This window comes from Pseudomonas sp. WC2401 (assembly GCF_041200115.1).
GTDB classification, from domain to species: Bacteria; Pseudomonadota; Gammaproteobacteria; order Pseudomonadales; family Pseudomonadaceae; genus Aquipseudomonas; species Aquipseudomonas fragi.
This window is the reverse complement of the sequence record NZ_CP165623.1, coordinates 4250111-4272838: the sequence shown is the minus strand read 5'-3', so window position 1 is coordinate 4272838 and position 22728 is coordinate 4250111. Positions and strand designations below refer to the sequence as shown.

Here is a 22728-nt window from a genome sequence, read left to right as displayed (position 1 = left end):
CGCGCAACAGCGCTTGCAGGTCTTGCGAACATGACGCAAATTTCTGAACGACTTCTGGTTCAAGCTCACCTTGATGCCAAGCAGCCCAAGCCGTTGACTGAGGCTCAAGCCCTCAGCCTGCGGGCGCAGATCGCCGCCGAGCTCAAAGCCCGCGACGCAGTGCTGGTGGCGCACTTTTATTGTGATCCGGTGATTCAGGCCCTGGCCGAAGAAACCGGCGGCTGTGTGTCCGATTCCCTGGAGATGGCCCGCTTTGGCGCGGCTCACCCGGCCAAGACCATTCTGGTCGCCGGTGTGCGCTTTATGGGCGAAACGGCAAAAATCCTCACCCCGGAAAAACGCGTGCTGATGCCGACGCTGGAGGCCACCTGCTCGCTGGATCTGGGCTGCCCGGTGGAGGAGTTCTCGGCGTTTTGCGACAAGCATCCCGAGCGCACGGTGGTGGTGTATGCCAACACGTCGGCGGCGGTCAAGGCCCGGGCTGACTGGGTCGTAACGTCAAGCTGCGCGCTGGAGATCGTCGAAAGCCTGATGGATAACGGTGAAACCATTATCTGGGGGCCTGACAAGCATCTGGGTCGTTATATCCAGCGCCAGACCGGTGCCGACATGCTGCTGTGGGACGGTGCCTGCATCGTTCACGAAGAGTTCAAGTCCAAGCAGCTGGAAGACATGAAGGCGCTGTATCCGGATGCTGCGATCCTCGTGCACCCGGAGTCGCCGGAGTCGGTGATTGATCTGGCCGATGCCGTGGGCTCTACCAGCCAGTTGATTGCTGCGGCGCAGAACCTGCCCAACAAGACCTTTATCGTGGCCACCGATCGCGGCATTTTCTACAAGATGCAGCAGTTGTGCCCGGACAAGGTGTTTATCGAAGCACCGACCGCAGGTAACGGTGCGGCGTGCCGTAGTTGCGCGCACTGCCCGTGGATGGCGATGAATACCCTGGAGCGCACGCTGGAATGCTTGCAGCAGGGTACGAACGAGATTTTCGTTGACCCGGCGCTGGTGCCCCATGCCATTCGCCCGCTCAAGCGCATGCTCGATTTCACCCAGGCGGCGCGGTTGAAACTGGCGGGCAATGCCTGATTAGCCAGCACTGTTCTCTGTGGGAGCGGGCTTGCTCGCGATGGGGTCAACAAGGTCAAACTGACATACCGAGTTGCCTGAATCGCGAGCAAGCCCGCTCCCACAGGAACTGAGCCAGTCAGGCTCAGTTCATCATTTCCTTGAGCGCCCGCTCCTGATCCATCAGTTCCCGCTTGCGCGCATCCAGGCGTGCCGACAGCTGGAAGTTGTTGGTCAGCTTCTGGGCGAAGTCCAGTTGCTGAATGGCCTGGCGATAATCCCCTACCAGCGCGAAGTATTCGGCACGGGCCTGGTGCAGGCCGATGATATTGCCTGACAAACCGCGGGTTTCGGCCACCGAGTACCAGACATCCGGGTCATCCGGGCGGCTCTTGAGCAGCGCTTCAAGGGCCTTGTCGGCTTCCTTGGGATTGTTTTGCTTGAGCAGCAAATCCACCCGGGCCTGGTTGAGCGGGTAATTGCCGGGGTACAAGGTGCGCATCCGGTCGATGCGCTGCTGGGCTTCGCTCAGGCGGTTGCTGTCCATGTCCAGCTCGATCTGCGCCAGGTTGTAGGTGATGTCGTTGGGCGACTTTTCCAGCAGCGGCTTGAGGGTCTCGCGGGCTTCGTTGAACTGGCTGCCTTTGATGTAGGCAATCGCCAGGCCATAACGGGCTACGTCGTTCTTCGGGTTCTCATCCAGTTGCTGGCGAAAACGCTTGGCGGCCAGCCCGGGGGTTTCTTCGTAGTTGAGCTGCACCCGGGCGCGGATCAACTGATAGCGCAGGCTGTCTTCGGTGCCGCCCGGCCGGGCCTGTTCGGCGCGGTTGCGGGTGTCGGCGATACGGGATTCGGTGACCGGGTGAGTCAGCAGGAATTCCGGTGGCCGGCCATCAAAACGGTACTGGCGCATCAGACGCTCAAACATGGTGGGCATGGAGCGCGGGTCGTAACCGGCCTTTTCCAGGTTGAGAATGCCGATTCGGTCAGCTTCCTGCTCGTTCTGACGCGAAAAGCGCCGTTGTTCCTGCAGGGCCGCAGCCTGGGTGCCGGCAATCGCAGCAATGCCGGCGTCGCCTGCGCCAGAGGCCGCCACGATAATCCCGGCGAGCAGCGCAGCCATCATTGGCAACTGCATGCGTTGCTGGGCTTCCACGCCACGGGCAAAGTGGCGCTGGGACAAGTGGGCCAGTTCGTGGGCCATGACCGAGGCGTATTCACCTTCGGTCTGGGCGTTGAGGAACAGCCCACCGTTAACCCCGATGATCCCGCCAGGTGCGGCGAAGGCGTTGAGCTGCGGGCTGTTGATCAGAATGAATTCGAGGCGGCGGTCCTGCACCTGGCTGGTTTCGACCAGTTTGTAGACGCTGGTCTCGACATAGTCCTTGAGCTGGGGGTCGTTGAGCTGTGACACCTGGCTACGCAACATGGCCAGCCAGGCGCGGCCCAGTTGGTATTCTTGCTGTGGCGAGACAATGGACGAACTGGCGTCACCCAGAGACGGTAAATCGTCGGCGAAACTCGGTGATGCGAGCAGGCAAGCGAGCGTCAACAGGGTAGGGCGCAGAAAAGTCATGCACAAAGCTCTGGTTGGTAAAGCGCTTACTGTAGCTGGACACTCGGCTGGCGACCAGTGGCGGGGTTGCTTGGGGTATTCTAGCTGGCATAAAAAATGCCCTCTGTGGAGATGTACGCAATGACTGATGTGTTGGCCCATGATGCCGAACTGGATGCTGCGGGTCTGAATTGCCCGTTGCCGCTGCTCAAGGCCAAGATGGCGCTGAACAAGATGGGCAGTGGCCAGACCCTCAAGGTGATCGCCACGGACGCGGGCTCACAACGTGATTTTCGTACCTTTGCCCGCCTGGCAGGCCATGAGCTGCTGCGTGAAGAAGAGGATGCCGGCACCTATCGCTACTGGTTACGCAAGGCCTGAGCCCAGGCCTTTCTTCTAAGGAATATCGATGTTCAAGGTTTTACGTGGTTGGGTGCAGCGCTATTTCTCTGATGAAGAAGCGGTGGTGCTCGCGGTGTTGCTGGTGCTGGCGTTTACCGCCGTTCTGACATTGGGCGGTATGCTCGCACCCGTGCTGGCGGGCATGGTGCTGGCGTATCTGATGCAGGGCCTGGTGGTGGCACTGGAGCGCATGCGGGTGCCGGCCGCAGCGGCGGTCGGGCTGGTGTTTGCGCTGTTTATGGGCTTGTTGCTGGTGTTTCTGGTGGTAGTGGTGCCCTTGCTCTGGCATCAGCTGATTACGCTGTTCAACGAGCTGCCGGGCATGCTCGCCAAGTGGCAATCGTTGTTGCTGTTATTGCCTGAGCGCTACCCGCATCTGGTGTCGGATGAGCAGGTGCTGCAGGCCATTGAAGTTGCACGGGGTGAAATCGGCAAGTTCGGGCAACTGGCACTGACCTTTTCGCTGTCAAGCTTGCCGCTGCTGGTCAACATCATGATTTATCTGGTGCTGGTACCGATCCTGGTGTTTTTCTTTCTCAAGGACCGCGCGGTCATTGGCCGCTGGGTGCGCGGCTATCTGCCTCGCGAACGGGCATTGATTACCCGCGTGGCCGAAGAAATGAACCGCCAGATTGCCAACTATATTCGCGGCAAGGTCATCGAGATCATTATTTGCGGCGGCGTGACCTATATCGCCTTTGTCACCATGGGCCTCAACTATGCGGCCTTGCTGGCGCTGCTGGTGGGGGTTTCGGTGGTGGTGCCCTATGTCGGGGCGGTGGTAGTGACGGTGCCGGTGCTGCTGATTGCACTGTTCCAGTGGGGCTGGAGCGATCAGTTTATCTACCTGATGGCGGTCTACGGGATCATCCAGACCCTGGACGGCAATGTGCTGGTACCGCTGCTGTTCTCCGAAGCGGTGAGCCTGCACCCGGTGGCGATCATTTGCGCGGTGCTGTTGTTTGGCGGGTTGTGGGGTTTCTGGGGGATATTCTTTGCCATCCCGTTGGCGACCTTGTTCAAGGCTGTGCTCGATGCCTGGCCGCGAGAGCAGCAAGTCGTGTCACCGCTGCTGTAGATCACTAAACGCCAGACATGAAAAAGCCCCGGCTCGTAAGAGTCGGGGCTTTTTCGTTACTGCATCAGCTTACGCTTGAATAACCGGGATATTGGCGTTTGCAGCCGCTTCACGGAATTCGGCGATCTGATCAAAGCTCAGGTAGCGGTACACGTCCGCGGCCATGGTGTTGATCTCTGCCGCGTAGGCCATGTATTCCTCAACGGAAGGCAGACGACCCAGGATCGAGGCCACCGACGCCAACTCGGCCGAAGCCAGGTAAACGTTCGCGCCGTCACCCAGACGGTTCGGGAAGTTACGGGTCGAAGTCGACACAACAGTCGAGTTCGGCTCTACCCGTGCCTGGTTACCCATGCACAGCGAGCAGCCCGGCATTTCCATGCGCGCGCCAGCTTTACCGTAGATGCCGTAGTAGCCTTCTTCGGTCAGTTGGTGAGCGTCCATCTTGGTCGGCGGCGACAGCCACAGACGGGTTGGCAGCTGGCCTTTGACCTTGTCCAGCAACTTGCCCGCAGCGCGGAAGTGGCCGATGTTGGTCATGCACGAACCGATAAACACTTCGTCGATTTTCTCGCCAGCAACGCTGGACAGCAGACGGGCGTCATCCGGGTCGTTTGGCGCGCAGAGCACAGGCTCCTTGATGTCAGCCAGATCGATTTCGATGATGTGCGCGTATTCGGCGTCAGCATCGGCTTCCATCAGCTCAGGGTTGGCTACCCAGGCTTCCATCGCTTGAGCGCGACGCTCAAGGGTACGAGCGTCGCCGTAACCTTCACCGATCATCCAGCGCAGCAGGGTGATGTTGGAGTTCAGGTATTCGGTGATCGACTCTTTGGACAGCTTGATGGTGCAACCGGCTGCCGAACGTTCTGCCGAAGCGTCGGACAGTTCGAAGGCTTGCTCGATGCTCAGGTTGTCCAGACCTTCGATTTCCAGGATGCGACCCGAGAATTCGTTGATCTTGCCTTTTTTCTCTACCGTCAGCAGACCCTGTTGGATCGCGACGTAAGGAATGGCGTGAACCAGGTCACGCAGGGTGATGCCCGGCTGCATTTCGCCTTTGAAACGAACCAGAACCGATTCCGGCATGTCCAGTGGCATTACGCCAGTGGCTGCGGCGAACGCTACCAGGCCCGAACCGGCCGGGAACGAAATGCCCATCGGGAAACGGGTGTGGGAGTCACCGCCAGTACCAACGGTATCCGGCAGCAGCATGCGGTTCAGCCAGCTGTGGATGATGCCGTCGCCCGGACGCAGGGACACGCCGCCACGGGTCATGATGAAGTCAGGCAGGGTGTGGTGGGTGGTCACGTCGATCGGCTTTGGATAGGCCGCGGTGTGGCAGAACGACTGCATCACCAGATCAGCGGAGAAGCCCAGGCACGCCAGGTCTTTCAGTTCGTCACGGGTCATTGGACCGGTGGTGTCCTGGGAACCTACGGTGGTCATCTTCGGTTCGCAGTAAGTGCCCGGGCGAACGCCGGTCACGCCGCACGCCTTGCCGACCATTTTCTGCGCCAGGGTGAAACCCTTGGTGCTTTCAACCGGTGCTTCAGGCTTCTTGAACAGATCGGTAGGGCCCAGACCCAGCTCAGCGCGAGCCTTCTCGGTCAGGCCACGGCCGATGATCAGCGGGATACGGCCGCCAGCGCGAACTTCGTCCAACAGAACCGGAGTTTTCAGTTCGAAGGTGGTGATGACTTCGTCAGTACCGTGCTTGCAGACTTTGCCGGCGTGCGGGTACAGGTCGATCACGTCGCCCATGTTGATGTTGGAAACATCGAACTCGATTGGCAGTGCGCCAGCATCTTCCATGGTGTTGTAGAAGATCGGAGCGATCTTGCTGCCGAAGCAGAAGCCGCCAGCACGCTTGTTCGGTACATAAGGCACGTCGTCGCCGAAGAACCACAGTACGGAGTTGGTTGCCGATTTACGCGACGAACCGGTACCGACTACGTCACCGACGTAAGCGATAGGGAAGCCCTGGCCGCGCATTTCTTCGATTTGCTTCATCGGACCGATGGAGCCTTGAACGTCCGGCACGATACCGTCACGGGCCATTTTCAGCATGGCCAGGGCGTGCAGCGGGATGTCAGGGCGCGACCAGGCGTCCGGTGCCGGCGACAGGTCGTCGGTGTTGGTTTCGCCGGTTACCTTGAACACGCGCAGGCTGATTTTGTCAGCCAGGGTAGGGCGGTTCTTGAACCACTCGCCGTCAGCCCAGGACTGCACCACGGCTTTGGCGTGGGCATTGCCGTTTTTGGCTTTTTCAGCGACGTCGTGGAAGGCGTCAAACATCAGCAGGGTGTGCTTGAGTTGCTCGGCGGCAACCGGTGCCAGCTCTGCGTCGTCCAGCAGGTCAACCAGAGTCACGATGTTGTAGCCGCCTTGCATGGTGCCAAGCAGTTCAACAGCGCGTTTTTTGCTGATCAGCGGGGAGGAGGCTTCACCTTTGGCGATCGCGGCCAGGAAGCCGGCTTTCACATAGGCAGCTTCGTCAACACCCGGCGGAATGCGGTTGGTGATCAGGTCAACGAGGAATTCTTCTTCGCCGGCAGGCGGGTTTTTCAGCAGCTCAACCAGGCCTGCAGTTTGTTCGGCGTTAAGCGGCTGGGGAACGATACCCAGTGCTGCGCGCTCTTCGATATGTTTGCGGTAGGCTTCAAGCACAGTTATTACCCTCATCATTGGTCCCAAATGGGTGTCCGGGACGCTCATCCAGGAATGCCGAGCACTCATGCGCTGCGGGGCTTTTTGAGCCGCTTAGCCAGAATTGCAAGGATTCCCAACAGAAGCTGTTTTCAAAGTTTTACGCCTTCCGAACGGGGGAGATGATGAATGCTGGTGCGGGTATCTGCAGTGCAAACACCCCTCACCAACACCGTTCTTCGGGATCAACTGTGCTCGTGACGCTTTGAAAACAGCTTCTAACGGACATTGGCGCCTTAAAAGGCAGGCCGATTCTACGGTAAAAACTTGTTAAAGGTAAGTTAGGCCCTGAAGGTTGAGGGGTGATCTGCGTTAGACAAAGGGCTAACATGGCCACCTGTTTCGTTCTGCAGTGCTCTATTTCGCCATGTCCAATCAAACCATCAAGACCCCCTGCATAGGCCTTTGTTCAACGGTTTACGGTGACCTTGTGTGCCGTGGTTGCAAGCGCTTCCATCATGAAGTGATCAACTGGAACGGTTACAACGAGGAAGAAAAGCGAGCCGTGTGGCGCAGGCTTGAGCAGCTGTTGGTGCAGGTGATGGCCGGCAAGGTCGAAGTGTTCGACCGTGCCACGCTGCGTGACCAACTGGTGGCGCGCAAGATCCGCTTTGTGCCTGCCCAGTCCGAGTATTGCTGGGCCTACCAGCTGATTGCCCGCGGGGCGCGGGTGATCAATCAGCTGGAGCTGTATGGCATGGTGCTGTTGCCGGAGTTTCGCGGCTGGCCGCTGACCGACCTGCGTGATGCCATTGATCGGGAATTTTTCCTCCTGTCCGAGGCGCACTACGAGCGTTACATCGCCCCGGGTTTTCTCAAGGACGCCTTTGGCGAATAAGCCGTTCAGCCTTTGCTTGCCAATTCTTCCAGATGCTCGGCCATGTCATCGGGCTTGAGCACCAGGATGTCGCTTTCCAGCTTGTCGATCACCACTTCCGCGGTATTGCCGATCAGCGCTCCTGAAAGCCCGGTGCGCGCCACTGTGCCCATCACGGTCACGACAGCACCGAGGGTTTTGGCGACCCGCGGGATGATTACGTCAGCCGGACCTTCCTCAATGTGCAGGCGGCTGTCATCAATTTCGCACTGTTGTTGGAACACCTTGCACTCGGCCCTATAGGTTTGTTCCAGTTCGGTGTCCAGCGGGTAGACGGCGTCTACCGTTGCCAGCATCGGGGCCGGGTGGGCGCTGACAACATGAAATTCCCCGCGGGCCATGCTGGCAATGCGAAAGCCGTGGTCGACGATGCTCGTGTGCAGGGCCATATGCTCGGGGTCGTTGTTGCCTACATCCACGGCCGCCAAAACAACGGCGTTCTCCCAGGTTTCAGCGGTTTTAACCAGTAATACCGGGCTGGGGCAGTAGCGCAGCAGTTTCCAGTCTTCCGGGGTCAGCAACACTTTTTTCAGCGGGTTGTCGGGCACATGCTGCTTGATCACCAGGCCGCAATTGTGGGCTTGCTGCACCTTGATGATGGTGGCGTGCTGGCTTTCATGCCAGGCCTGCTCGCTAGTCACGTTGTAGGCTTCGCTTTTGAGGCTGCTTTCAAGCACGCTGAGCAGGGCCGAATGGTCATGCTTTTTATCGCAGATCAACAGGTGCAAATGCGCCTTGGTGTGGCAGGCGATGTGTTTGGCGCGCTTGAGGGCGAGGCTTTCCATCAGGTGGGGCTCGATGACGACCAACAGGCTGTTGATGCTGTGCATGACCGTTGTCTCCACAGGTTATAAAAGTGGCTTTCAATCACTATAGTTGCTTGGCAGTTGTCGCTGTGTTGATGCATATCAAGTTAGGTCGTTGGTGCTGCGCCCCGTGCCCCGTATAATCCCCGGCTCGCCTCAATTCAGTCTTTGTGAGCCTCATGTCTGCAATCGTTCAAAACTCTGCCGGTCTGCCGGGCAACTCCCTTTTGTCGGGAGTGTGCGTGTGATTCTTCCTGAAATTCATGAGTTCCTGGGCTGCCGCACGCCTGATGGCTGGATCGCGGCTGCGCTGGCTGATCAGGAAACCTTGCTGATCGATCACAAAAACTGTGAGTTCAAGGCTGCCAGTACGGCGCTGAGCCTGATCGCCAAGTACCACTCCCATGTTGATCTGATCAATATGATGTCGCGCCTGGCGCGTGAAGAGTTGGTGCACCACGAGCAAGTCATGCGCCTGATGAAAAAGCGCAAGATCGAACTGCGCCAGCTGTCAGCCGGGCGCTATGCCTCGGCGCTGCGCAAGGTGGTGCGTAACCATGAGCCGGTCAAGCTGGTGGACACGCTGGTGGTGGGGGCGTTTATCGAGGCGCGTAGTTGCGAGCGTTTCGAAGCGCTGGTGCCCCATCTGGACGAAGAACTCGGCAAGTTCTACTTCGGCTTGCTCAAGAGCGAGGCCCGGCATTTCCAGGGCTACCTGAAACTGGCTTATCAATATGGCGATGCCAAGGATATTGCCCAGGTGATCGAGCGGGTGAGGGCGGCTGAGCAGGAGCTGATTGAGTCGCCGGATGTTGAGTTCCGCTTTCATAGTGGTGTGCCAGCCGTTTCTTGAGTCTTCTATAGATCTACTGTGGGAGCGGGCTTGCTCGCGATGCAGGCGCTGCGGTCTGTCAGGCAAGCCGGGGCGATGCCATCGCGAGCAAGCCCGCTCCCACAACAATCCCGCCATCATCAAGATAGTTGCTCTCTTGGGCGCCGGTTTGAGTGCTCGTTTAACAACCAGATAGATAGCCACCTAATAATCGGCTTGACATTAGCTGCCTAGACAGTAATATTTCGTAACATTACTGCCTAGGCAGCTTCCTGGTGCCCTGATGAAACACTTTCACCCCGATAACTTTCAAAATTGCACCCTGGGTTTGCTCCTGGGGCGCACGGCCATGCTCAAGGACAAGATCATTGACCGCCATATGGAGCCTTACGGCATCACGGCGGCGCAGTTCAAGGTGCTGATCATCATGGCCCAGTTCGACGTCGACACCCCGGCCGAGCTCTGTCGTCACCTGTGCCTGGACAGCGGTTCGATGACCCGCATGCTTGACCGTCTTGAGCAAAAAAACCTGCTGATGCGCCAGCGCTCCGAAGCCGATCGGCGTCAGGTGCGGTTGGTGCTCACCGACGACGGCAAGGCGCTGGCCGATTTGTTGCCCAAGGTGGGCGCCGACGCCATGAACCAGCTGGCAGGTGCCATCAGCCCGCAAGAACTGCAAAGCCTGGAACAGATCCTCAAGAAAATACTGCTGGCCGCCGGTGATCCAATCACGGTCATGCGCTTAGGTGAAAAATGAGCAACAAAACGCTGCGTACAGGCTTGAGCCTGGTATTTACGTCGATGGTGCTGGCCGGTTGTGCAAACTACAGCGGGTTGTCTACCGTGGGCGTGAGCCAGGATGCGAAGAACCTCAAGGCTGCCCGATCCCTGGAGGGCGCCACCGTCAGCCCTGCGGCCTGGCCTGAAAAGGACTGGTGGAAACGCCTTGGCGACGGGCAACTGGATGGCCTGATCGAAGAAGCGCTGCGTGACAGCCCGGACATGCAAATTGCCAGCGCCCGTGCTCATCAGGCCTCTGCCGCCGCCGGTGCGGCCGATGCCGCACGCATGCCGACCCTGAATGCTGAAGCCGATGTCACGCGTTCGCGCCTGTCGCGCTCCCAGGATCCGACGGGGCAGGGTGGTCGCTATGACACGTTGCGCAATGCCAGCCTGAGCTTTAATTACACCTTCGATCTGTGGGGCGGCCAGCGTGCGGCCTGGGAAGCGGCATTGGGCCAGGCCCGTGCGGCCGAAGTCGACAGCCAGGCTGCGAGCCTGACCCTGGCGGCCGATGTAGCGCGGGGCTACAGCAGCCTTGGGCATGCCTTTATTGTGCTCGACCTGGCCAAGGACGACCTTGAGCGCACCGGCAAAATGCTGGACTTGAGCAAGCGTCGCCTGCAAGCCGGTATCGACAGCCACTATCAGTACCAGCAGACCGAAAGCCTTGAGGCCAGCTCCCGCGAGCAGTTGATCAATGCGCAAAAGCAACTCAACAGCGCGCGCATCGCGTTGGCGGTGTTGCTGGGCAAGGGGCCGGATCGCGGGTTTGATATTGCGCGTCCGAAAATTCTCGCCCCAGGCGCCGTGGCATTGCCGAGCACCTTGCCAGCCGAACTGCTGGGCCGGCGTCCCGATCTGGTGGCAGCGCGCTGGCGGGTGGAGGCCGCGAGCAAGAATATTGCCGCTGCCAAGACCCGCTTCTACCCGAACCTCAATCTGAGCGCGGCGGCGGGTACCCAGTCGCTGCTGGGGGATGCGCTATTCGGCTCCGCCAGCCGCTTCCTCAACATTGCCCCGGCAGTGTCGTTGCCGATTTTCGATGGCGGGCGCCTGCGTGCCGGGCTGGATGCTGAAGATGCCAATTACGACCTGGCGGTGGCGCAGTACAACAAGACGCTGGTGGGCGCCCTGGGCGACGTCAGCGACACCCTCGCGCAATTAGGCGCTGTAAAGCAGCAGATCAGCGCTCAGCAGCAGGCCACCCATATCGCCCAGGACTCGTTCGATACCGTGTTGCAACGCTACGGCTCGGGCGTGGGCAACTATCTGGACGTGCTCAGCATTGAGCAACAACTGCTTCAGGCCCAGCGCCAGCTGGCCGACCTGAATGCCGAGCAGATCGACCTTTCGATTCAACTGATGCAAGCCCTGGGTGGTGGATTTGAGCCCGGCACTACAGCCGAGACCGCTCCCACTGAAGTCCTCGCTGGCAGAATAATTTAGGTATCCGTCATGGCCACTGTGCAAACACCGAATGAAACGCAACAACCCCAGGACGCTGCCAACCAGCGCAAACGCAAACTCTGGCTCAGCGGGCTGGCGATTCTGGTCATCCTGCTGGGGCTGGCCGTGTGGGCCTGGCATGAACTATATGGTCGTTGGAGTGAAAGCACCGACGATGCTTATGTAAATGGCAACGTGGTTGAAATCACGCCGCTGGTCACCGGTACGGTAGTCAGCATCGGCGCCGACGATGGCGATCTGGTGCATGAAGGTCAGGTGCTGATCAATTTCGACCCGAGCGATGCGCAGGTCGGCCTGCAAAGTGCCGAGGCCAACCTGGCCCGTACCGTGCGCCAGGTGCGCGGCCTGTTCAGTGATGTGAAGGGCATGAAGGCCCAGGTTGCTGCGCAGAAGGTTGAAGTGCAAAAAAACCAGGACAACTACAACCGCCGTAAAAGCCTGGCGGCTGGCGGGGCCATTTCCCAGGAAGAGCTGTCCCACGCCCGCGATGATTTGTCTTCGGCACAAAGTGCCCTGCGCAATGCCGAGCAAAAGCTCGACACGACCAGCGCACTGGTCGACAACACGGCGGTGGCCGATCACCCCGATGTGAAGGCTGCCGCGGCGCAGTTGCGTCAGGCGTACCTGGCCAATGCCCGCTCCACCCTGATCGCTCCGGTCACCGGTTATGTGGCCAAGCGTACCGTGCAACTGGGCCAGCGGGTTCAGCCGGGCACGGCGTTGATGGCGGTGATCCCGCTCAACCAGCTGTGGATCGATGCCAACTTCAAGGAAACCCAGTTGCACAAGATGCGCATTGGCCAGCCGGTAGACATCGAGTCGGATATTTACGGCAGTAATGTGAAGTACAGCGGCACCATCGACAGCATCGGTGCCGGCACCGGCAGCGCATTTGCCTTGCTGCCTGCGCAAAACGCCACGGGCAACTGGATCAAGATTGTCCAGCGTGTGCCGGTGCGTATCCATATCAATGCCGATGAACTGGCCGAGCATCCACTGCGTGTGGGCTTGTCGACCACAGTTGACGTGAACCTGCGCGACCAGACCGGCCCGGTATTGGCCCAGCAACCGCCGCAAAAAGCCTCGTTCTCCACCAACGTGTATGCACAACAATTGGCCGATGCCGAAGCCCTGATCACGCGCTTGATTGACAGCAACAGCGCCGGGGCAGGCGACATGGCTGCCCAGCGCTGATTCGCCAATCCATAAGCCTCGCTGCACAGGCGGGGCTGCATCCCCGGTTTTAAAGGATTTGCGATGAGTACAAACGCGTCTTTTTCCCCTCCCAGCCTGGTGATGGCCACGATCGGCCTGTCGCTGGCGACCTTTATGCAGGTGCTCGACACCACCATCGCCAACGTTGCCTTGCCGACCATCTCCGGCAATCTTGGGGTGAGTTCGGAGCAGGGAACGTGGGTAATTACCTCCTTTGCCGTCAGTAACGCCATTGCCTTGCCGTTGACCGGCTGGCTAAGCCGGCGTTTTGGCGAGGTGAAGTTGTTTCTGTGGGCCACCATGCTGTTCGTGCTGGCCTCGTTTCTGTGCGGTATTTCAACGTCGATGCCCGAGCTGGTCGGATTTCGCGTGCTCCAGGGGTTAGTAGCGGGGCCGCTGTACCCCATGACCCAGACCCTGCTGATTGCGGTCTACCCCCCGGCAAAAAGGGGGATGGCATTGGCATTGCTGGCGATGGTCACGGTGGTTGCACCGATTGCCGGGCCCATTTTGGGCGGCTGGATCACCGACAGTTACAGCTGGCCGTGGATCTTCTTTATCAATATCCCGATCGGCATCTTTGCCGTGATGGTGGTTCGCCAGCAATTGAAGGCGCGGCCGGTGGTGATTACCCGGCAACCGATGGATTATGTGGGGCTTATCACCCTGATCATTGGTGTGGGCGCGCTGCAGATCGTGCTCGACAAAGGCAATGACCTGGACTGGTTCGAGTCCAGTTTCATCCTGCTGGGTACTGCATTGTCCGTGGTGGCGCTGGCGGCCTTTGTTATTTGGGAAATGACTGACAAGCATCCGATCGTCAACCTGCGCTTGTTTGCCCACCGCAACTTCCGTATTGGCACCATTGTGCTGGTGCTGGGTTATGCCGGGTTCTTTGGTATCAACCTGATTCTGCCGCAGTGGCTACAGACGCAGATGGGCTACACCGCCACCTGGGCCGGGCTGGCAGTGGCGCCGATCGGGATTCTGCCGGTACTGATGTCGCCGTTTGTGGGCAAATACGCCAATAAATTCGACTTGCGCCTGTTGGCCGGGCTGGCGTTTTTGGCCATTGGCCTGAGCTGCTTTATGCGTGCCGAATTCACCAATCAGGTGGATTTCCAGCATATCGCGATGGTGCAACTGTTTATGGGGATTGGCGTGGCGCTGTTCTTTATGCCGACGCTGACCATTTTGATGTCGGATTTACCGCCGCATCAGATTGCCGATGGCGCCGGGCTGGCGACGTTCCTGCGCACGCTTGGCGGCAGCTTTGCGGCGTCCCTGACGACCTGGATCTGGATTCGCCGGGCTGACCAGCATCATGCCTATATGAGTGAAAGCATCAGCGCCTATGACCCGGTAACCCGGCATACGCTCGAAAGCCTGGGCGGCGCCAGTACACCAGCCTACGCGCAGATGGATCAGATTCTGACCAGCCAGGCGTATATGTTCTCCACCGTGGATTACTTCACCATGATGGGTTGGCTGTTTATGGGCTTGATTTTGCTGGTGTGGTTGGCCAAGCCGCCATTTGCAGCGAAGGCGGGGCCGGCGACCAGCGGGCATTGATGTGGGGGCTTCTTGCCCTCACCCCAGCCCTCTCCCGGAGGGAGAGGGGGCTGATCGGTGGTGTTCTTGAATCTGCATGCGGTCAGTTCCCTCTCCCTCCGGGAGAGGGCCAGGGAGAGGGGCTTTTGACTCTAGGCGGGTGCAAAATCAAATGGCGCCATCTGCATGCCTTGTTCATCCACTTGCAGCACCCAGCCTTGACGGTCCCAGTCGCCCAGCACAATACGGCGGGCGGCCTGATCGCCGATCTGCAGCTTGTGAATCGCCGGGCGATGGGTGTGGCCGTGAATCAGGGTGTGTACGCCAAAGTGCGCCATGATCCGCGGTACTTCCTCGGCGGTCACGTCAACAATGTCATTGGCTTTCATGCGGGTTTGCGCGCGGCTTTCGCTGCGCAGCTTGCGCGCCAGTTTGTGCCGCGCGCTCAAGGGCAGGTGGCGCAGGACCCACAAAGTGACGGGGTTGCGCAGGATGCGTCGCAGGCGCATATAGGCTTCGTCGCGGGTGCACAGGCTGTCGCCGTGCATCAGCAAAACCGGCTCGCCATAGAAGTCGACCACGCTGGGGTCTTTGATCAGGGTGCAGCCAGCCGCTTTGCAAAAGGCCTGGCCAAGTAAAAAGTCGCGGTTGCCGTGCATCAGAAAAATCTGCGTGCCGGTGTCGCTGAGTGTTCGCAGCGCTTCACAGATCGAGCGCTGATAGGGTGTCATGGCATCGTCGCCAATCCAGGCTTCAAAAAAATCGCCCAGGATGTAGAGCGCCTGAGCCGAGCGCGCACGCCCGGTCAGGAAATCCAGAAACGCCCGGGTAATATCCGGGCGCTCCTCTTCCAGATGCAAATCTGAAATCAGCAGTATCACTCAATGATCTCTGCTTTCTCGACGATCACGTCTTCTTTTGGCACGTCCTGGTGGCCGGCTTTGGAAGTGGTGGCAACGCCTTTGATCTTGTCTACTACGTCCTGGCCGGCAACGACTTTACCGAATACAGCGTAGCCCCAACCCTGGGCGGTTTTGCCGCTGTGGTTCAGGAAGCTGTTGTCAGCCACGTTGATAAAGAACTGGGCGGAAGCCGAATGCGGCTCCATGGTGCGAGCCATGGCCACGGTGTACTTCTCGTTTGGCAGGCCGTTGTCGGCTTCGTTCTGGATGCTTGGGCGCTTGTCTTTCTTTTCTTTCATGCCTGGCTCAAAACCGCCGCCCTGGATCATGAAATTGCCGATTACACGGTGGAAAACGGTGTTTTCGTAGTGGCCGGCTTTTACGTATTCGATGAAGTTGGCTACGGTGATCGGTGCTTTTTCAGCGTTCAGTTCGATCACGATGTCGCCGTGGTTGGTGCTCAGTTTTACTTGGGTCATGGTCGTATCGCTCTATCAGGGAATTCGTCGGGCCAGGGAGCGGGGTGAACACACCTCAATCCCCCGGGCTGGCTGGGTAGATACAGCCGCGGGCGGAGTTTAGCGTGCTCGCACGGCATTTCGATGGTGTTTTTCCCATATGGGGACTAAAAGCCGGCATTTCAATCGCTTTGATTGAGCACCTGCTCTGTCGGTGACTTGACGGCATCGGCTATGATAGGCGCTTTGATTTAGTCGGCCGACCCAGGCCGCGCACCCTGTTACGTTCAAGGATCCTATGAGCAAGCCCACTGTCGACCCCACTCTGAATCCAAAGGCTGGCCCTGCTGTCCCGGCTAACTTCCTGCGTCCAATCGTTCAGGCGGACCTAGACTCGGGTAAATACACGCAGATCGTGACCCGCTTTCCGCCGGAGCCCAACGGCTACCTGCACATCGGTCACGCCAAATCCATTTGTGTGAACTTCGGGCTGGCTCAGGAATTCGGCGGCGTAACGCATTTGCGTTTTGACGACACCAACCCGGCCAAGGAAGACCAGGAATACATCGACGCCATTGAAAGCGACGTCAAGTGGCTGGGCTTTGAGTGGTCTGGCGAAGTGCGCTATGCCTCGCAATATTTCGACCAGTTGCACGCGTGGGCGATTTACCTGATTAAAGAAGGTAAGGCCTACGTTTGCGACCTGACCCCTGAGCAAGCCAAGGAATACCGCGGCAGCCTGACCGAGCCTGGCAAGAACAGCCCGTTTCGCGAGCGCAGCGTCGAAGAGAACCTGGACCTGTTCGCCCGCATGACCGCCGGTGAGTTCGAAGACGGCAAGTGCGTGCTGCGCGCCAAGATCGACATGGCGTCGCCGAACATGAACCTGCGCGATCCGATCATGTATCGCATCCGCCATGCCCATCACCACCAGACCGGTGACAAGTGGTGCATCTACCCGAACTATGACTTCACCCACGGTCAGTCGGATGCCATTGAAGGCATCACCCATTCGATCTGCACCCTGGAGTTCGAAAGCCACCGTCCGCTGTACGAATGGTTCCTGGACAACCTGCCAGTGCCGGCGCACCCGCGTCAGTACGAATTCAGCCGTCTGAACCTGAACTACACCATCACCAGCAAGCGCAAGCTCAAGCAACTGGTCGATGAAAAGCACGTCAATGGCTGGGATGACCCGCGCATGTCGACGCTGTCGGGTTTCCGTCGCCGTGGCTACACGCCCAAATCGATCCGCAATTTCTGCGATATGGTCGGCACCAACCGTTCCGACGGTGTAGTGGACTTCGGCATGCTGGAATTCAGCATTCGTGACGATCTGGACCACAGCGCGCCGCGTGCCATGTGCGTGCTGCGTCCGTTGAAAGTGATCATCACCAACTACCCTGAAGACAAGGTCGAAAACCTTGAGCTGCCTTGCCACCCGAAAGAAGACATGGGTGTGCGGGTATTGCCGTTCGCGCGTGAAATCTACATCGACCGTGACGACTTCATGGAAGAGCCGCCAAAAGGCTACAAGCGTCTTGAGCCTGCGGGCGAAGTGCGTTTGCGCGGCAGCTATGTGATCCGCGCCGACGAAGCAATCAAGGATGCCGATGGCAACATCGTTGAACTGCATTGCTCGTATGACCCGGAAACCCTGGGCAAAAACCCGGAAGGTCGCAAGGTCAAAGGTGTTGTGCACTGGGTGCCGGCAGCAGCCAGCGTCGAGTGCGAAGTACGTTTGTATGATCGTCTGTTCCGTTCGCCGAACCCTGAAAAGGCCGAAGACGGTGCGGGCTTCCTGGAAAACATCAACCCTGACTCGCTGCAGGTACTGACCGGTTGTCGTGCTGAACCCTCGCTGGGCAATGCACAGCCGGAAGACCGTTTCCAGTTCGAGCGCGAAGGTTACTTCTGCGCAGATATCAAGGACTCGAAACCCGGTCACCCGGTATTCAACCGTACCGTGACCCTGCGTGATTCGTGGGGCCAGTGATCAAGTTTTGAAGGAACAAGCCGTGCTTACGATCTACAACACGCTCACCAAGAGCAAAGAAGTTTTCAAGCCGCTGGACGGCAACAATGTTCGCATGTATGTGTGCGGCATGACCGTGTACGACTACTGCCACATTGGCCATGGTCGCAGCATGATCGCCTTCGATCTGGTGACCCGCTGGTTGCGTTTCAGCGGTTATAACCTGACCTATGTGCGCAATATCACGGACATTGAAGACAAGATCATCAATCGTGCCCGCGAAAACGGCGAGCCTTTCGAGGCTCTGACCGAGCGCATGATTGCGGCAATGCATGAAGACGAGGCGCGCCTCAATATCCTCAAGCCGGATATGGAGCCCCGTGCCACGGACCATATCCCTGGCATGCACGCAATGATCCAGACCCTGATCGACAAGGGTTACGCCTATGCCCCGGGCAATGGTGACGTGTACTACCGCGTTGCCAAGTTCATGGGCTACGGCAAGCTGTCGCGCAAAAAGATCGAGGATCTGCGTATCGGTGCGCGCATCGAGGTCGATGAGGCCAAGGACGATCCGCTGGACTTCGTGCTGTGGAAAGGCGTCAAGCCGGGCGAGCCGAGCTGGGAATCGCCGTGGGGCCCGGGTCGTCCGGGCTGGCATATCGAATGCTCGGTGATGTCCACCTGCTGCCTGGGTGAGACGTTCGATATTCATGGCGGCGGCAGCGACCTGGAGTTTCCGCACCATGAGAACGAAATCGCGCAAAGCGAGGCGGCCACGGGTAAAACCTACGCCAATGCCTGGATGCATTGCGGGATGATTCGCATCAATGGCGAGAAGATGTCCAAGTCCTTGAACAACTTCTTCACCATTCGCGACGTTCTGGCGAAATATCACCCGGAGGTGGTGCGTTATCTGTTGGTGTCGAGCCACTACCGTAGCTCGATCAACTATTCGGAAGACAATCTCAAGGATGCCAAGGCAGCCCTGGATCGTTTCTACAACGCGCTTAAAGGCTTGCCGAAAGTTGCACCGGCCGGTGGTGAGGCATTTGTTGAGCGTTTTACCCAGGTCATGAACGACGACTTCGGTACGCCGGAAGCCTGTGCGGTGCTGTTCGAGATGGTTCGCGAGATCAACCGCTTGCGTGAAACCGATTTGCAGGCGGCTGCCGGTCTGGCAGCGCGCCTCAAGCAGTTGGCCGATGTGTTGGGCGTGTTGCAGCTTGAGGCTGACGACTTTCTGCAGGCAGGTGCTGAAGGCAAGGTCGATGCCGCTCAGGTGCAGGCTTTGATCGATGCGCGTCTGGCTGCCCGTGCCGGCAAGGACTGGGCGGAGTCTGACCGTATCCGTGATCAGCTCGCGGCAATGGGTGTAGTGCTGGAAGACAGTAAAGGCGGGACAACCTGGCGGCTGGCTGACTAGGTTGCTCGTTGTTTGAACAACGGCCCGCCAAGTGCGTAATGTTGTTCACTTAAACGATTTGTGCCTGTGTGGGAGCGGGCTTGCTCGCGATGGTCGTAAATGATGACGCGTATTTACCAAGTAAATGCGGTGTTCTGAAGGCCATCGCGAGCAAGCCCGCTCCCACACTTGAACTGCGTTGCTCTTAAGTGAACAGCATTGCGCCAAGTGCGGGCTTTTGTTTGCCCGGATTTTAGCGGCGCCAATAAAAAACGGCACCCGAAGGTGCCGTTTTTTTGCAGCGCTTTGCACTATTTGCCGTGCAATTCTTCGGCTGCGTACAAGGTGTTTTCCAGCAGGCAGGCACGGGTCATCGGGCCAACGCCGCCCGGCACCGGGGTGATCCAGCCGGCGCGGGGCAGGGCGGTCTCGTAAACCACGTCGCCCACCAGCTTGCCATCCGCCTGGCGGTTGATGCCCACGTCGATCACGATGGCGCCTTCCTTGATCCACTCGCCCTTGACCAGGCCAGGCTTGCCGGCAGCTACCACCACCAGATCGGCGCGGCCAACGTGGCCGGCCAGGTCCTTGGTGAAGCGGTGGGTCACGGTCACGGTGCAGCCAGCCAGCAACAATTCCATCGCCATCGGGCGGCCAACGATGTTGGAAGCGCCGACAATCACTGCGTCCATGCCGTACAGGTCCTGGCCGGTGCTTTCCAGCAGGGCCATGATGCCTTTGGGAGTGCATGGGCGCAGCAGCGGGATGCGCTGGGCCAGGCGGCCGACGTTATAAGGGTGGAAACCGTCGACGTCTTTGTCCGGGCGAATGCGCTCCAGCAATTTGGAGGCGTCCAGATGGGCGGGCAATGGCAGTTGCAGCAGGATGCCGTCGATGTTCGCGTCGTCATTGAGACGGTCGATCAGGTCGGTCAGGTCCTGTTGGGTAGTGTCAGAAGGCAGGTCATAGGCTTGGGAAATAAAGCCTACCTCTTCGCAGTCTTTACGCTTGTGCGAAACATAAACCTGGGAAGCAGGATCGCTGCCGACCAGAATCACTGCCAGACCAGGGGTGCGCAGGCCTTGCTCGTGACGCTCGGCGACACGTTTGGCAATCTGCTGGCGCAGGCTGGCGGCGATCGCTTTACCGTCGATTAGTTGTGCAGTCATTACGCGTGATTAACCATCGTAAAGGGTGGAAAAAGGACGTGCATTCTCGCATGCCGTGGCGCGAGGGCAAAGGCGCCTGGTCTGTTTATTGCCCTAACTCCTTTATATTTCTAAACTTTTTTTAAAAAACAGTTGACGGGTTACAGGCTCACCTATAACATTCGTCGCACTTGTCGGGCACAGCCTAGCACTGGTTAAGAAGGTAGAGCGAAGTTGTTGTCCAGCTTGGTGATACTGAAGGCAATTGGTTTGTAGTCGTCAAAGAATACAGGCTAACAATGCGCCCGTAGCTCAGCTGGATAGAGCATCCGCCTTCTAAGCGGATGGTCGCAGGTTCGAGTCCTGCCGGGTGCGCCATTAGGCAGCTTTGGCACAAGTAAAGCAGTACAGGCAATATGGTGGGCGTAGCTCAGTTGGTAGAGCACGGGATTGTGACTCCCGTTGTCGAGGGTTCGATCCCCTTCGTCCACCCCATATTTAGAAAGCCGCCAGATTAAAAATCTGGCGTCTTTGCTTCAGAAGTTTGAAATGCGGATGTGGTGGAATTGGTAGACACACTGGATTTAGGTTCCAGCGCCGCAAGGTGTGAGAGTTCGAGTCTCTCCGTCCGCACCAAATTTGGATAGGCCGCTTGTAGCGGCTTTTTCTTTGGTTGTAACTGTTTGCTTTCAGGAGCGGGCAGGGTTGTAAGCGCACTATGGTGGGCGTAGCTCAGTTGGTAGAGCACGGGATTGTGACTCCCGTTGTCGAGGGTTCGATCCCCTTCGTCCACCCCATATTAAAAGAAAACGCCAGACTAATCCTCTGGCGTTTTTTTGTATCTGCGGTTTGACAATCGCACACAGGGGTGTCGCTCGGCGCCTTGTTTCCCGCATGCTTAGCGTCCTCTGCGATTTGTGTGACAATGCGCGCAGATCGGGGTGGCTCCAAAGGCTGCCCGTTATCGCCAATTGATCAGTGCAGTCTTCTATCTATATAGAAGGCGAGGCGGATGGCTGCTTTTACTTAATTTCTGTCGGCCGTTTCCCAGGGTGTTTGCGGTAGGGTGACTTCTTGAGTTTGACCCACTAGAATGCTTGCCCTTGATTATGGGGTCGGAAACGGCCGGCTAATGTCTGTGCAACGAGGAATATCCATGCAAGTTTCTGTTGAAAATACTTCCGCTCTTGAGCGTCGCATGACCATTGGCGTGCCAGCTGAGCGTATTGAGGCTGAAGTCAACAAGCGTCTGCAACAGACTGCCCAAAAGGCCAAGATCCCGGGCTTCCGTCCAGGCAAGGTGCCAATGAGCGTAATCCGTCAGCGTTACGAAGCTGATGCGCGCCAGGAAGCGCTGGGCAATGTAGTCCAGTCTTCGTTCTACGAAGCTGTGGTTGAGCAGAAGCTGAACCCGGCCGGTGCTCCTTCGATCGAGCCTAAAGTTTTCGAAAAAGGCAAAGATCTGGAATACGTTGCTACTTTCGAAGTATTCCCTGAATTCGAAGTAACCGGTCTGGATACCATCGCTATCGAGCGCCTGAGCGCCGAAGTGGCTGATGCCGACCTGGACAAGATGCTGGACGTGCTGCGCAAGCAGAACACCCGCTTTGAAGTGACTGACCGTGCTGCCCAGAACGATGATCAACTGAACATCGATTTCGTTGGCAAGGTAGACGGCGAAGTATTCGCTGGCGGCTCCGCCACCGGTACTCAGCTGGTTCTGGGTTCGGGCCGCATGATTCCTGGCTTCGAAGAAGGCCTGGTAGGCGCCAAAGCCGGTGAAGAACGCGTTCTGAAACTGACTTTCCCTGCTGACTACCAGAACCTGGACCTGGCTGGCAAAGAAGCCGAGTTCACCGTAACCGTGAACACTGTTTCCGAGCCTAAGCTGCCAGAACTGAACGAAGAGTTCTTCGCCCAGTTCGGCATCAAGGAAACCGGTCTGGAAGGTTTCCGCGCCGAAGTTCGCAAGAACATGGAGCGTGAACTGCGTCAGGCGATCAAGTCCAAGGTCAAGAACCAGGTAATGGACGGCCTGCTGGCTGCCAACCCGATCGAAGTGCCTAAATCCCTGCTGGCCAACGAAGTTGACCGTCTGCGCGTGCAGGCTGTTCAACAGTTCGGTGGCAACATCAAGCCAGACCAACTGCCGGCCGAGCTGTTCGAAGAACAAGCCAACCGCCGCGTAGTGCTGGGCCTGATCGTGGCTGAAGTGGTCAAGCAGTTCGACCTCAAGCCTGACGAAGATCGCGTTCGCGAAATGATTCAGGAAATGGCTTCCGCTTACCAGGAGCCAGAGCAGGTTGTAGCTTGGTACTACAAAAACGACGCTCAATTGAACGAGGTTCGTTCGGTTGTGCTGGAAGAGCAAGTTGTGGATACTGTTCTGCAGAAGGCCAAGGTGACCGATAAAGCGGTCTCTTACGAAGAAGCTGTCAAGCCGGTGGAAGCTCCACAAGCCGACTGATTTCTGACTCGTTAGAAAACACAACCATAA

At 58.2% G+C, this 22728-nt stretch carries 18 protein-coding genes and 4 tRNA genes; 16 read left to right on the top strand and 6 right to left on the bottom strand.

What is annotated here, in order from left to right; genetic code table 11:
• Positions 1–30 precede the first annotated feature (30 nt).
• On the top strand, positions 31–1089 hold the full coding sequence (nadA, locus tag AB3G35_RS19600; protein WP_016782293.1) for a quinolinate synthase NadA: 1059 nt from the start codon (positions 31–33) through the stop codon (positions 1087–1089).
• A 124-nt stretch (positions 1090–1213) separates the two neighbouring features.
• On the opposite strand, the gene AB3G35_RS19595 is transcribed toward nadA, so the two are convergent.
• The gene (locus tag AB3G35_RS19595; RefSeq protein WP_016782294.1) at positions 1214–2644 is read right to left on the bottom strand and encodes a M48 family metalloprotease; all 1431 of its coding nucleotides are present in this window, start codon (positions 2642–2644) and stop codon (positions 1214–1216) included.
• 120 nt (positions 2645–2764) lie between these two features.
• Between AB3G35_RS19595 and AB3G35_RS19590 the strand changes: the two genes are divergently transcribed.
• Positions 2765–3004, top strand: a complete 240-nt coding sequence (locus AB3G35_RS19590) for a sulfurtransferase TusA family protein (RefSeq protein ID WP_016782295.1) — start codon at positions 2765–2767, stop codon at positions 3002–3004.
• 28 nt (positions 3005–3032) lie between these two features.
• A complete protein-coding gene (locus tag AB3G35_RS19585; RefSeq protein ID WP_029611582.1) occupies positions 3033–4103 on the top strand; it encodes an AI-2E family transporter in 1071 nt (356 codons plus the stop codon).
• A gap of 69 nt (positions 4104–4172) precedes the next feature.
• Here the strand turns inward: AB3G35_RS19585 and acnB are convergent, their stop codons facing one another.
• Positions 4173–6773, bottom strand: coding sequence for a bifunctional aconitate hydratase 2/2-methylisocitrate dehydratase (acnB, locus tag AB3G35_RS19580; RefSeq protein ID WP_083369583.1), 2601 nt, complete (start codon positions 6771–6773; stop codon positions 4173–4175).
• Positions 6774–7179: 406 nt separating this feature from the next.
• Here acnB and AB3G35_RS19575 point away from each other — a divergent pair, with 406 nt between their 5' ends.
• Positions 7180–7650 (top strand): DUF1289 domain-containing protein, encoded by a 471-nt coding sequence (locus AB3G35_RS19575; protein ID WP_029611583.1) that lies wholly within the window; start codon positions 7180–7182, stop codon positions 7648–7650.
• Between the two features lie 5 nt (positions 7651–7655).
• Here the strand turns inward: AB3G35_RS19575 and AB3G35_RS19570 are convergent, their stop codons facing one another.
• Complete coding sequence (locus AB3G35_RS19570; RefSeq protein ID WP_016782300.1) at positions 7656–8519, bottom strand: universal stress protein; 864 nt, start codon at positions 8517–8519, stop codon at positions 7656–7658.
• 220 nt (positions 8520–8739) lie between these two features.
• Here AB3G35_RS19570 and AB3G35_RS19565 point away from each other — a divergent pair, with 220 nt between their 5' ends.
• The 5 genes from AB3G35_RS19565 (at position 8740) to AB3G35_RS19545 (ending at position 14364) form a co-directional block, all read left to right on the top strand.
• A complete protein-coding gene (locus AB3G35_RS19565; protein ID WP_086798135.1) occupies positions 8740–9348 on the top strand; it encodes a tRNA-(ms[2]io[6]A)-hydroxylase in 609 nt (202 codons plus the stop codon).
• Positions 9349–9610: 262 nt separating this feature from the next.
• Entirely contained in the window at positions 9611–10084 is a 474-nt protein-coding gene (locus AB3G35_RS19560; protein ID WP_016782302.1) for a MarR family winged helix-turn-helix transcriptional regulator, read from the top strand.
• On the top strand, positions 10081–11556 hold the full coding sequence (locus tag AB3G35_RS19555) for an efflux transporter outer membrane subunit (protein WP_340078811.1): 1476 nt from the start codon (positions 10081–10083) through the stop codon (positions 11554–11556). Before AB3G35_RS19560 ends, AB3G35_RS19555 begins: the two co-directional genes overlap by 4 nt.
• A 9-nt stretch (positions 11557–11565) precedes the next feature.
• On the top strand, positions 11566–12771 hold the full coding sequence (locus AB3G35_RS19550; RefSeq protein ID WP_016782304.1) for an HlyD family efflux transporter periplasmic adaptor subunit: 1206 nt from the start codon (positions 11566–11568) through the stop codon (positions 12769–12771).
• Positions 12772–12834: 63 nt separating this feature from the next.
• Positions 12835–14364: a DHA2 family efflux MFS transporter permease subunit gene (locus AB3G35_RS19545; protein ID WP_134050035.1), complete on the top strand. Its 1530-nt coding sequence runs from the start codon at positions 12835–12837 to the stop codon at positions 14362–14364.
• Positions 14365–14495: 131 nt separating this feature from the next.
• Here AB3G35_RS19545 and lpxH read toward each other — a convergent pair whose 3' ends face one another.
• Both lpxH and AB3G35_RS19535 read right to left on the bottom strand, forming a co-directional pair.
• Positions 14496–15224, bottom strand: coding sequence for a UDP-2,3-diacylglucosamine diphosphatase (gene lpxH, locus AB3G35_RS19540; RefSeq protein ID WP_324708664.1), 729 nt, complete (start codon positions 15222–15224; stop codon positions 14496–14498).
• Positions 15221–15724, bottom strand: coding sequence for a peptidylprolyl isomerase (locus AB3G35_RS19535; RefSeq protein ID WP_016782307.1), 504 nt, complete (start codon positions 15722–15724; stop codon positions 15221–15223). The genes lpxH and AB3G35_RS19535 overlap by 4 nt, the downstream gene beginning before the upstream one ends.
• A 277-nt stretch (positions 15725–16001) precedes the next feature.
• Between AB3G35_RS19535 and AB3G35_RS19530 the strand changes: the two genes are divergently transcribed.
• The gene (locus AB3G35_RS19530) at positions 16002–17699 is read left to right on the top strand and encodes a glutamine--tRNA ligase/YqeY domain fusion protein (RefSeq protein ID WP_016782308.1); all 1698 of its coding nucleotides are present in this window, start codon (positions 16002–16004) and stop codon (positions 17697–17699) included.
• 22 nt (positions 17700–17721) lie between these two features.
• Entirely contained in the window at positions 17722–19104 is a 1383-nt protein-coding gene (cysS, locus tag AB3G35_RS19525; RefSeq protein ID WP_016782309.1) for a cysteine--tRNA ligase, read from the top strand.
• 290 nt (positions 19105–19394) lie between these two features.
• Here the strand turns inward: cysS and folD are convergent, their stop codons facing one another.
• Positions 19395–20252, bottom strand: coding sequence for a bifunctional methylenetetrahydrofolate dehydrogenase/methenyltetrahydrofolate cyclohydrolase FolD (gene folD, locus AB3G35_RS19520; RefSeq protein ID WP_106116070.1), 858 nt, complete (start codon positions 20250–20252; stop codon positions 19395–19397).
• Between the two features lie 280 nt (positions 20253–20532).
• Here folD and AB3G35_RS19515 point away from each other — a divergent pair.
• The 5 genes from AB3G35_RS19515 (at position 20533) to tig (ending at position 22698) form a co-directional block, all read left to right on the top strand.
• Positions 20533–20609: transfer RNA gene (locus AB3G35_RS19515), tRNA-Arg, on the top strand.
• 41 nt (positions 20610–20650) lie between these two features.
• Positions 20651–20726: transfer RNA gene (locus AB3G35_RS19510), tRNA-His, on the top strand.
• A gap of 56 nt (positions 20727–20782) precedes the next feature.
• Positions 20783–20867 (top strand) — tRNA-Leu (locus AB3G35_RS19505).
• Between the two features lie 85 nt (positions 20868–20952).
• A tRNA-His gene (locus AB3G35_RS19500) sits at positions 20953–21028 on the top strand.
• A gap of 359 nt (positions 21029–21387) precedes the next feature.
• Positions 21388–22698, top strand: a complete 1311-nt coding sequence (gene tig, locus AB3G35_RS19495; protein WP_029611584.1) for a trigger factor — start codon at positions 21388–21390, stop codon at positions 22696–22698.
• Positions 22699–22728: the final 30 nt, after the last annotated feature.

Coding starts and splice junctions, on each gene's coding strand:
- nadA (WP_016782293.1), top strand. CDS start 31: ATGACGCAAATTTCTGAACGACTTCTGGTTCAAGCTCACCTTGATGCC.
- AB3G35_RS19595 (WP_016782294.1), bottom strand. CDS start 2,644: ATGACTTTTCTGCGCCCTACCCTGTTGACGCTCGCTTGCCTGCTCGCA.
- AB3G35_RS19590 (WP_016782295.1), top strand. CDS start 2,765: ATGACTGATGTGTTGGCCCATGATGCCGAACTGGATGCTGCGGGTCTG.
- AB3G35_RS19585 (WP_029611582.1), top strand. CDS start 3,033: ATGTTCAAGGTTTTACGTGGTTGGGTGCAGCGCTATTTCTCTGATGAA.
- AB3G35_RS19575 (WP_029611583.1), top strand. CDS start 7,180: ATGTCCAATCAAACCATCAAGACCCCCTGCATAGGCCTTTGTTCAACG.
- AB3G35_RS19570 (WP_016782300.1), bottom strand. CDS start 8,519: ATGCACAGCATCAACAGCCTGTTGGTCGTCATCGAGCCCCACCTGATG.
- AB3G35_RS19560 (WP_016782302.1), top strand. CDS start 9,611: ATGAAACACTTTCACCCCGATAACTTTCAAAATTGCACCCTGGGTTTG.
- AB3G35_RS19555 (WP_340078811.1), top strand. CDS start 10,081: ATGAGCAACAAAACGCTGCGTACAGGCTTGAGCCTGGTATTTACGTCG.
- AB3G35_RS19550 (WP_016782304.1), top strand. CDS start 11,566: ATGGCCACTGTGCAAACACCGAATGAAACGCAACAACCCCAGGACGCT.
- AB3G35_RS19545 (WP_134050035.1), top strand. CDS start 12,835: ATGAGTACAAACGCGTCTTTTTCCCCTCCCAGCCTGGTGATGGCCACG.
- AB3G35_RS19535 (WP_016782307.1), bottom strand. CDS start 15,724: ATGACCCAAGTAAAACTGAGCACCAACCACGGCGACATCGTGATCGAA.
- AB3G35_RS19530 (WP_016782308.1), top strand. CDS start 16,002: ATGAGCAAGCCCACTGTCGACCCCACTCTGAATCCAAAGGCTGGCCCT.
- folD (WP_106116070.1), bottom strand. CDS start 20,252: ATGACTGCACAACTAATCGACGGTAAAGCGATCGCCGCCAGCCTGCGC.
- tig (WP_029611584.1), top strand. CDS start 21,388: ATGCAAGTTTCTGTTGAAAATACTTCCGCTCTTGAGCGTCGCATGACC.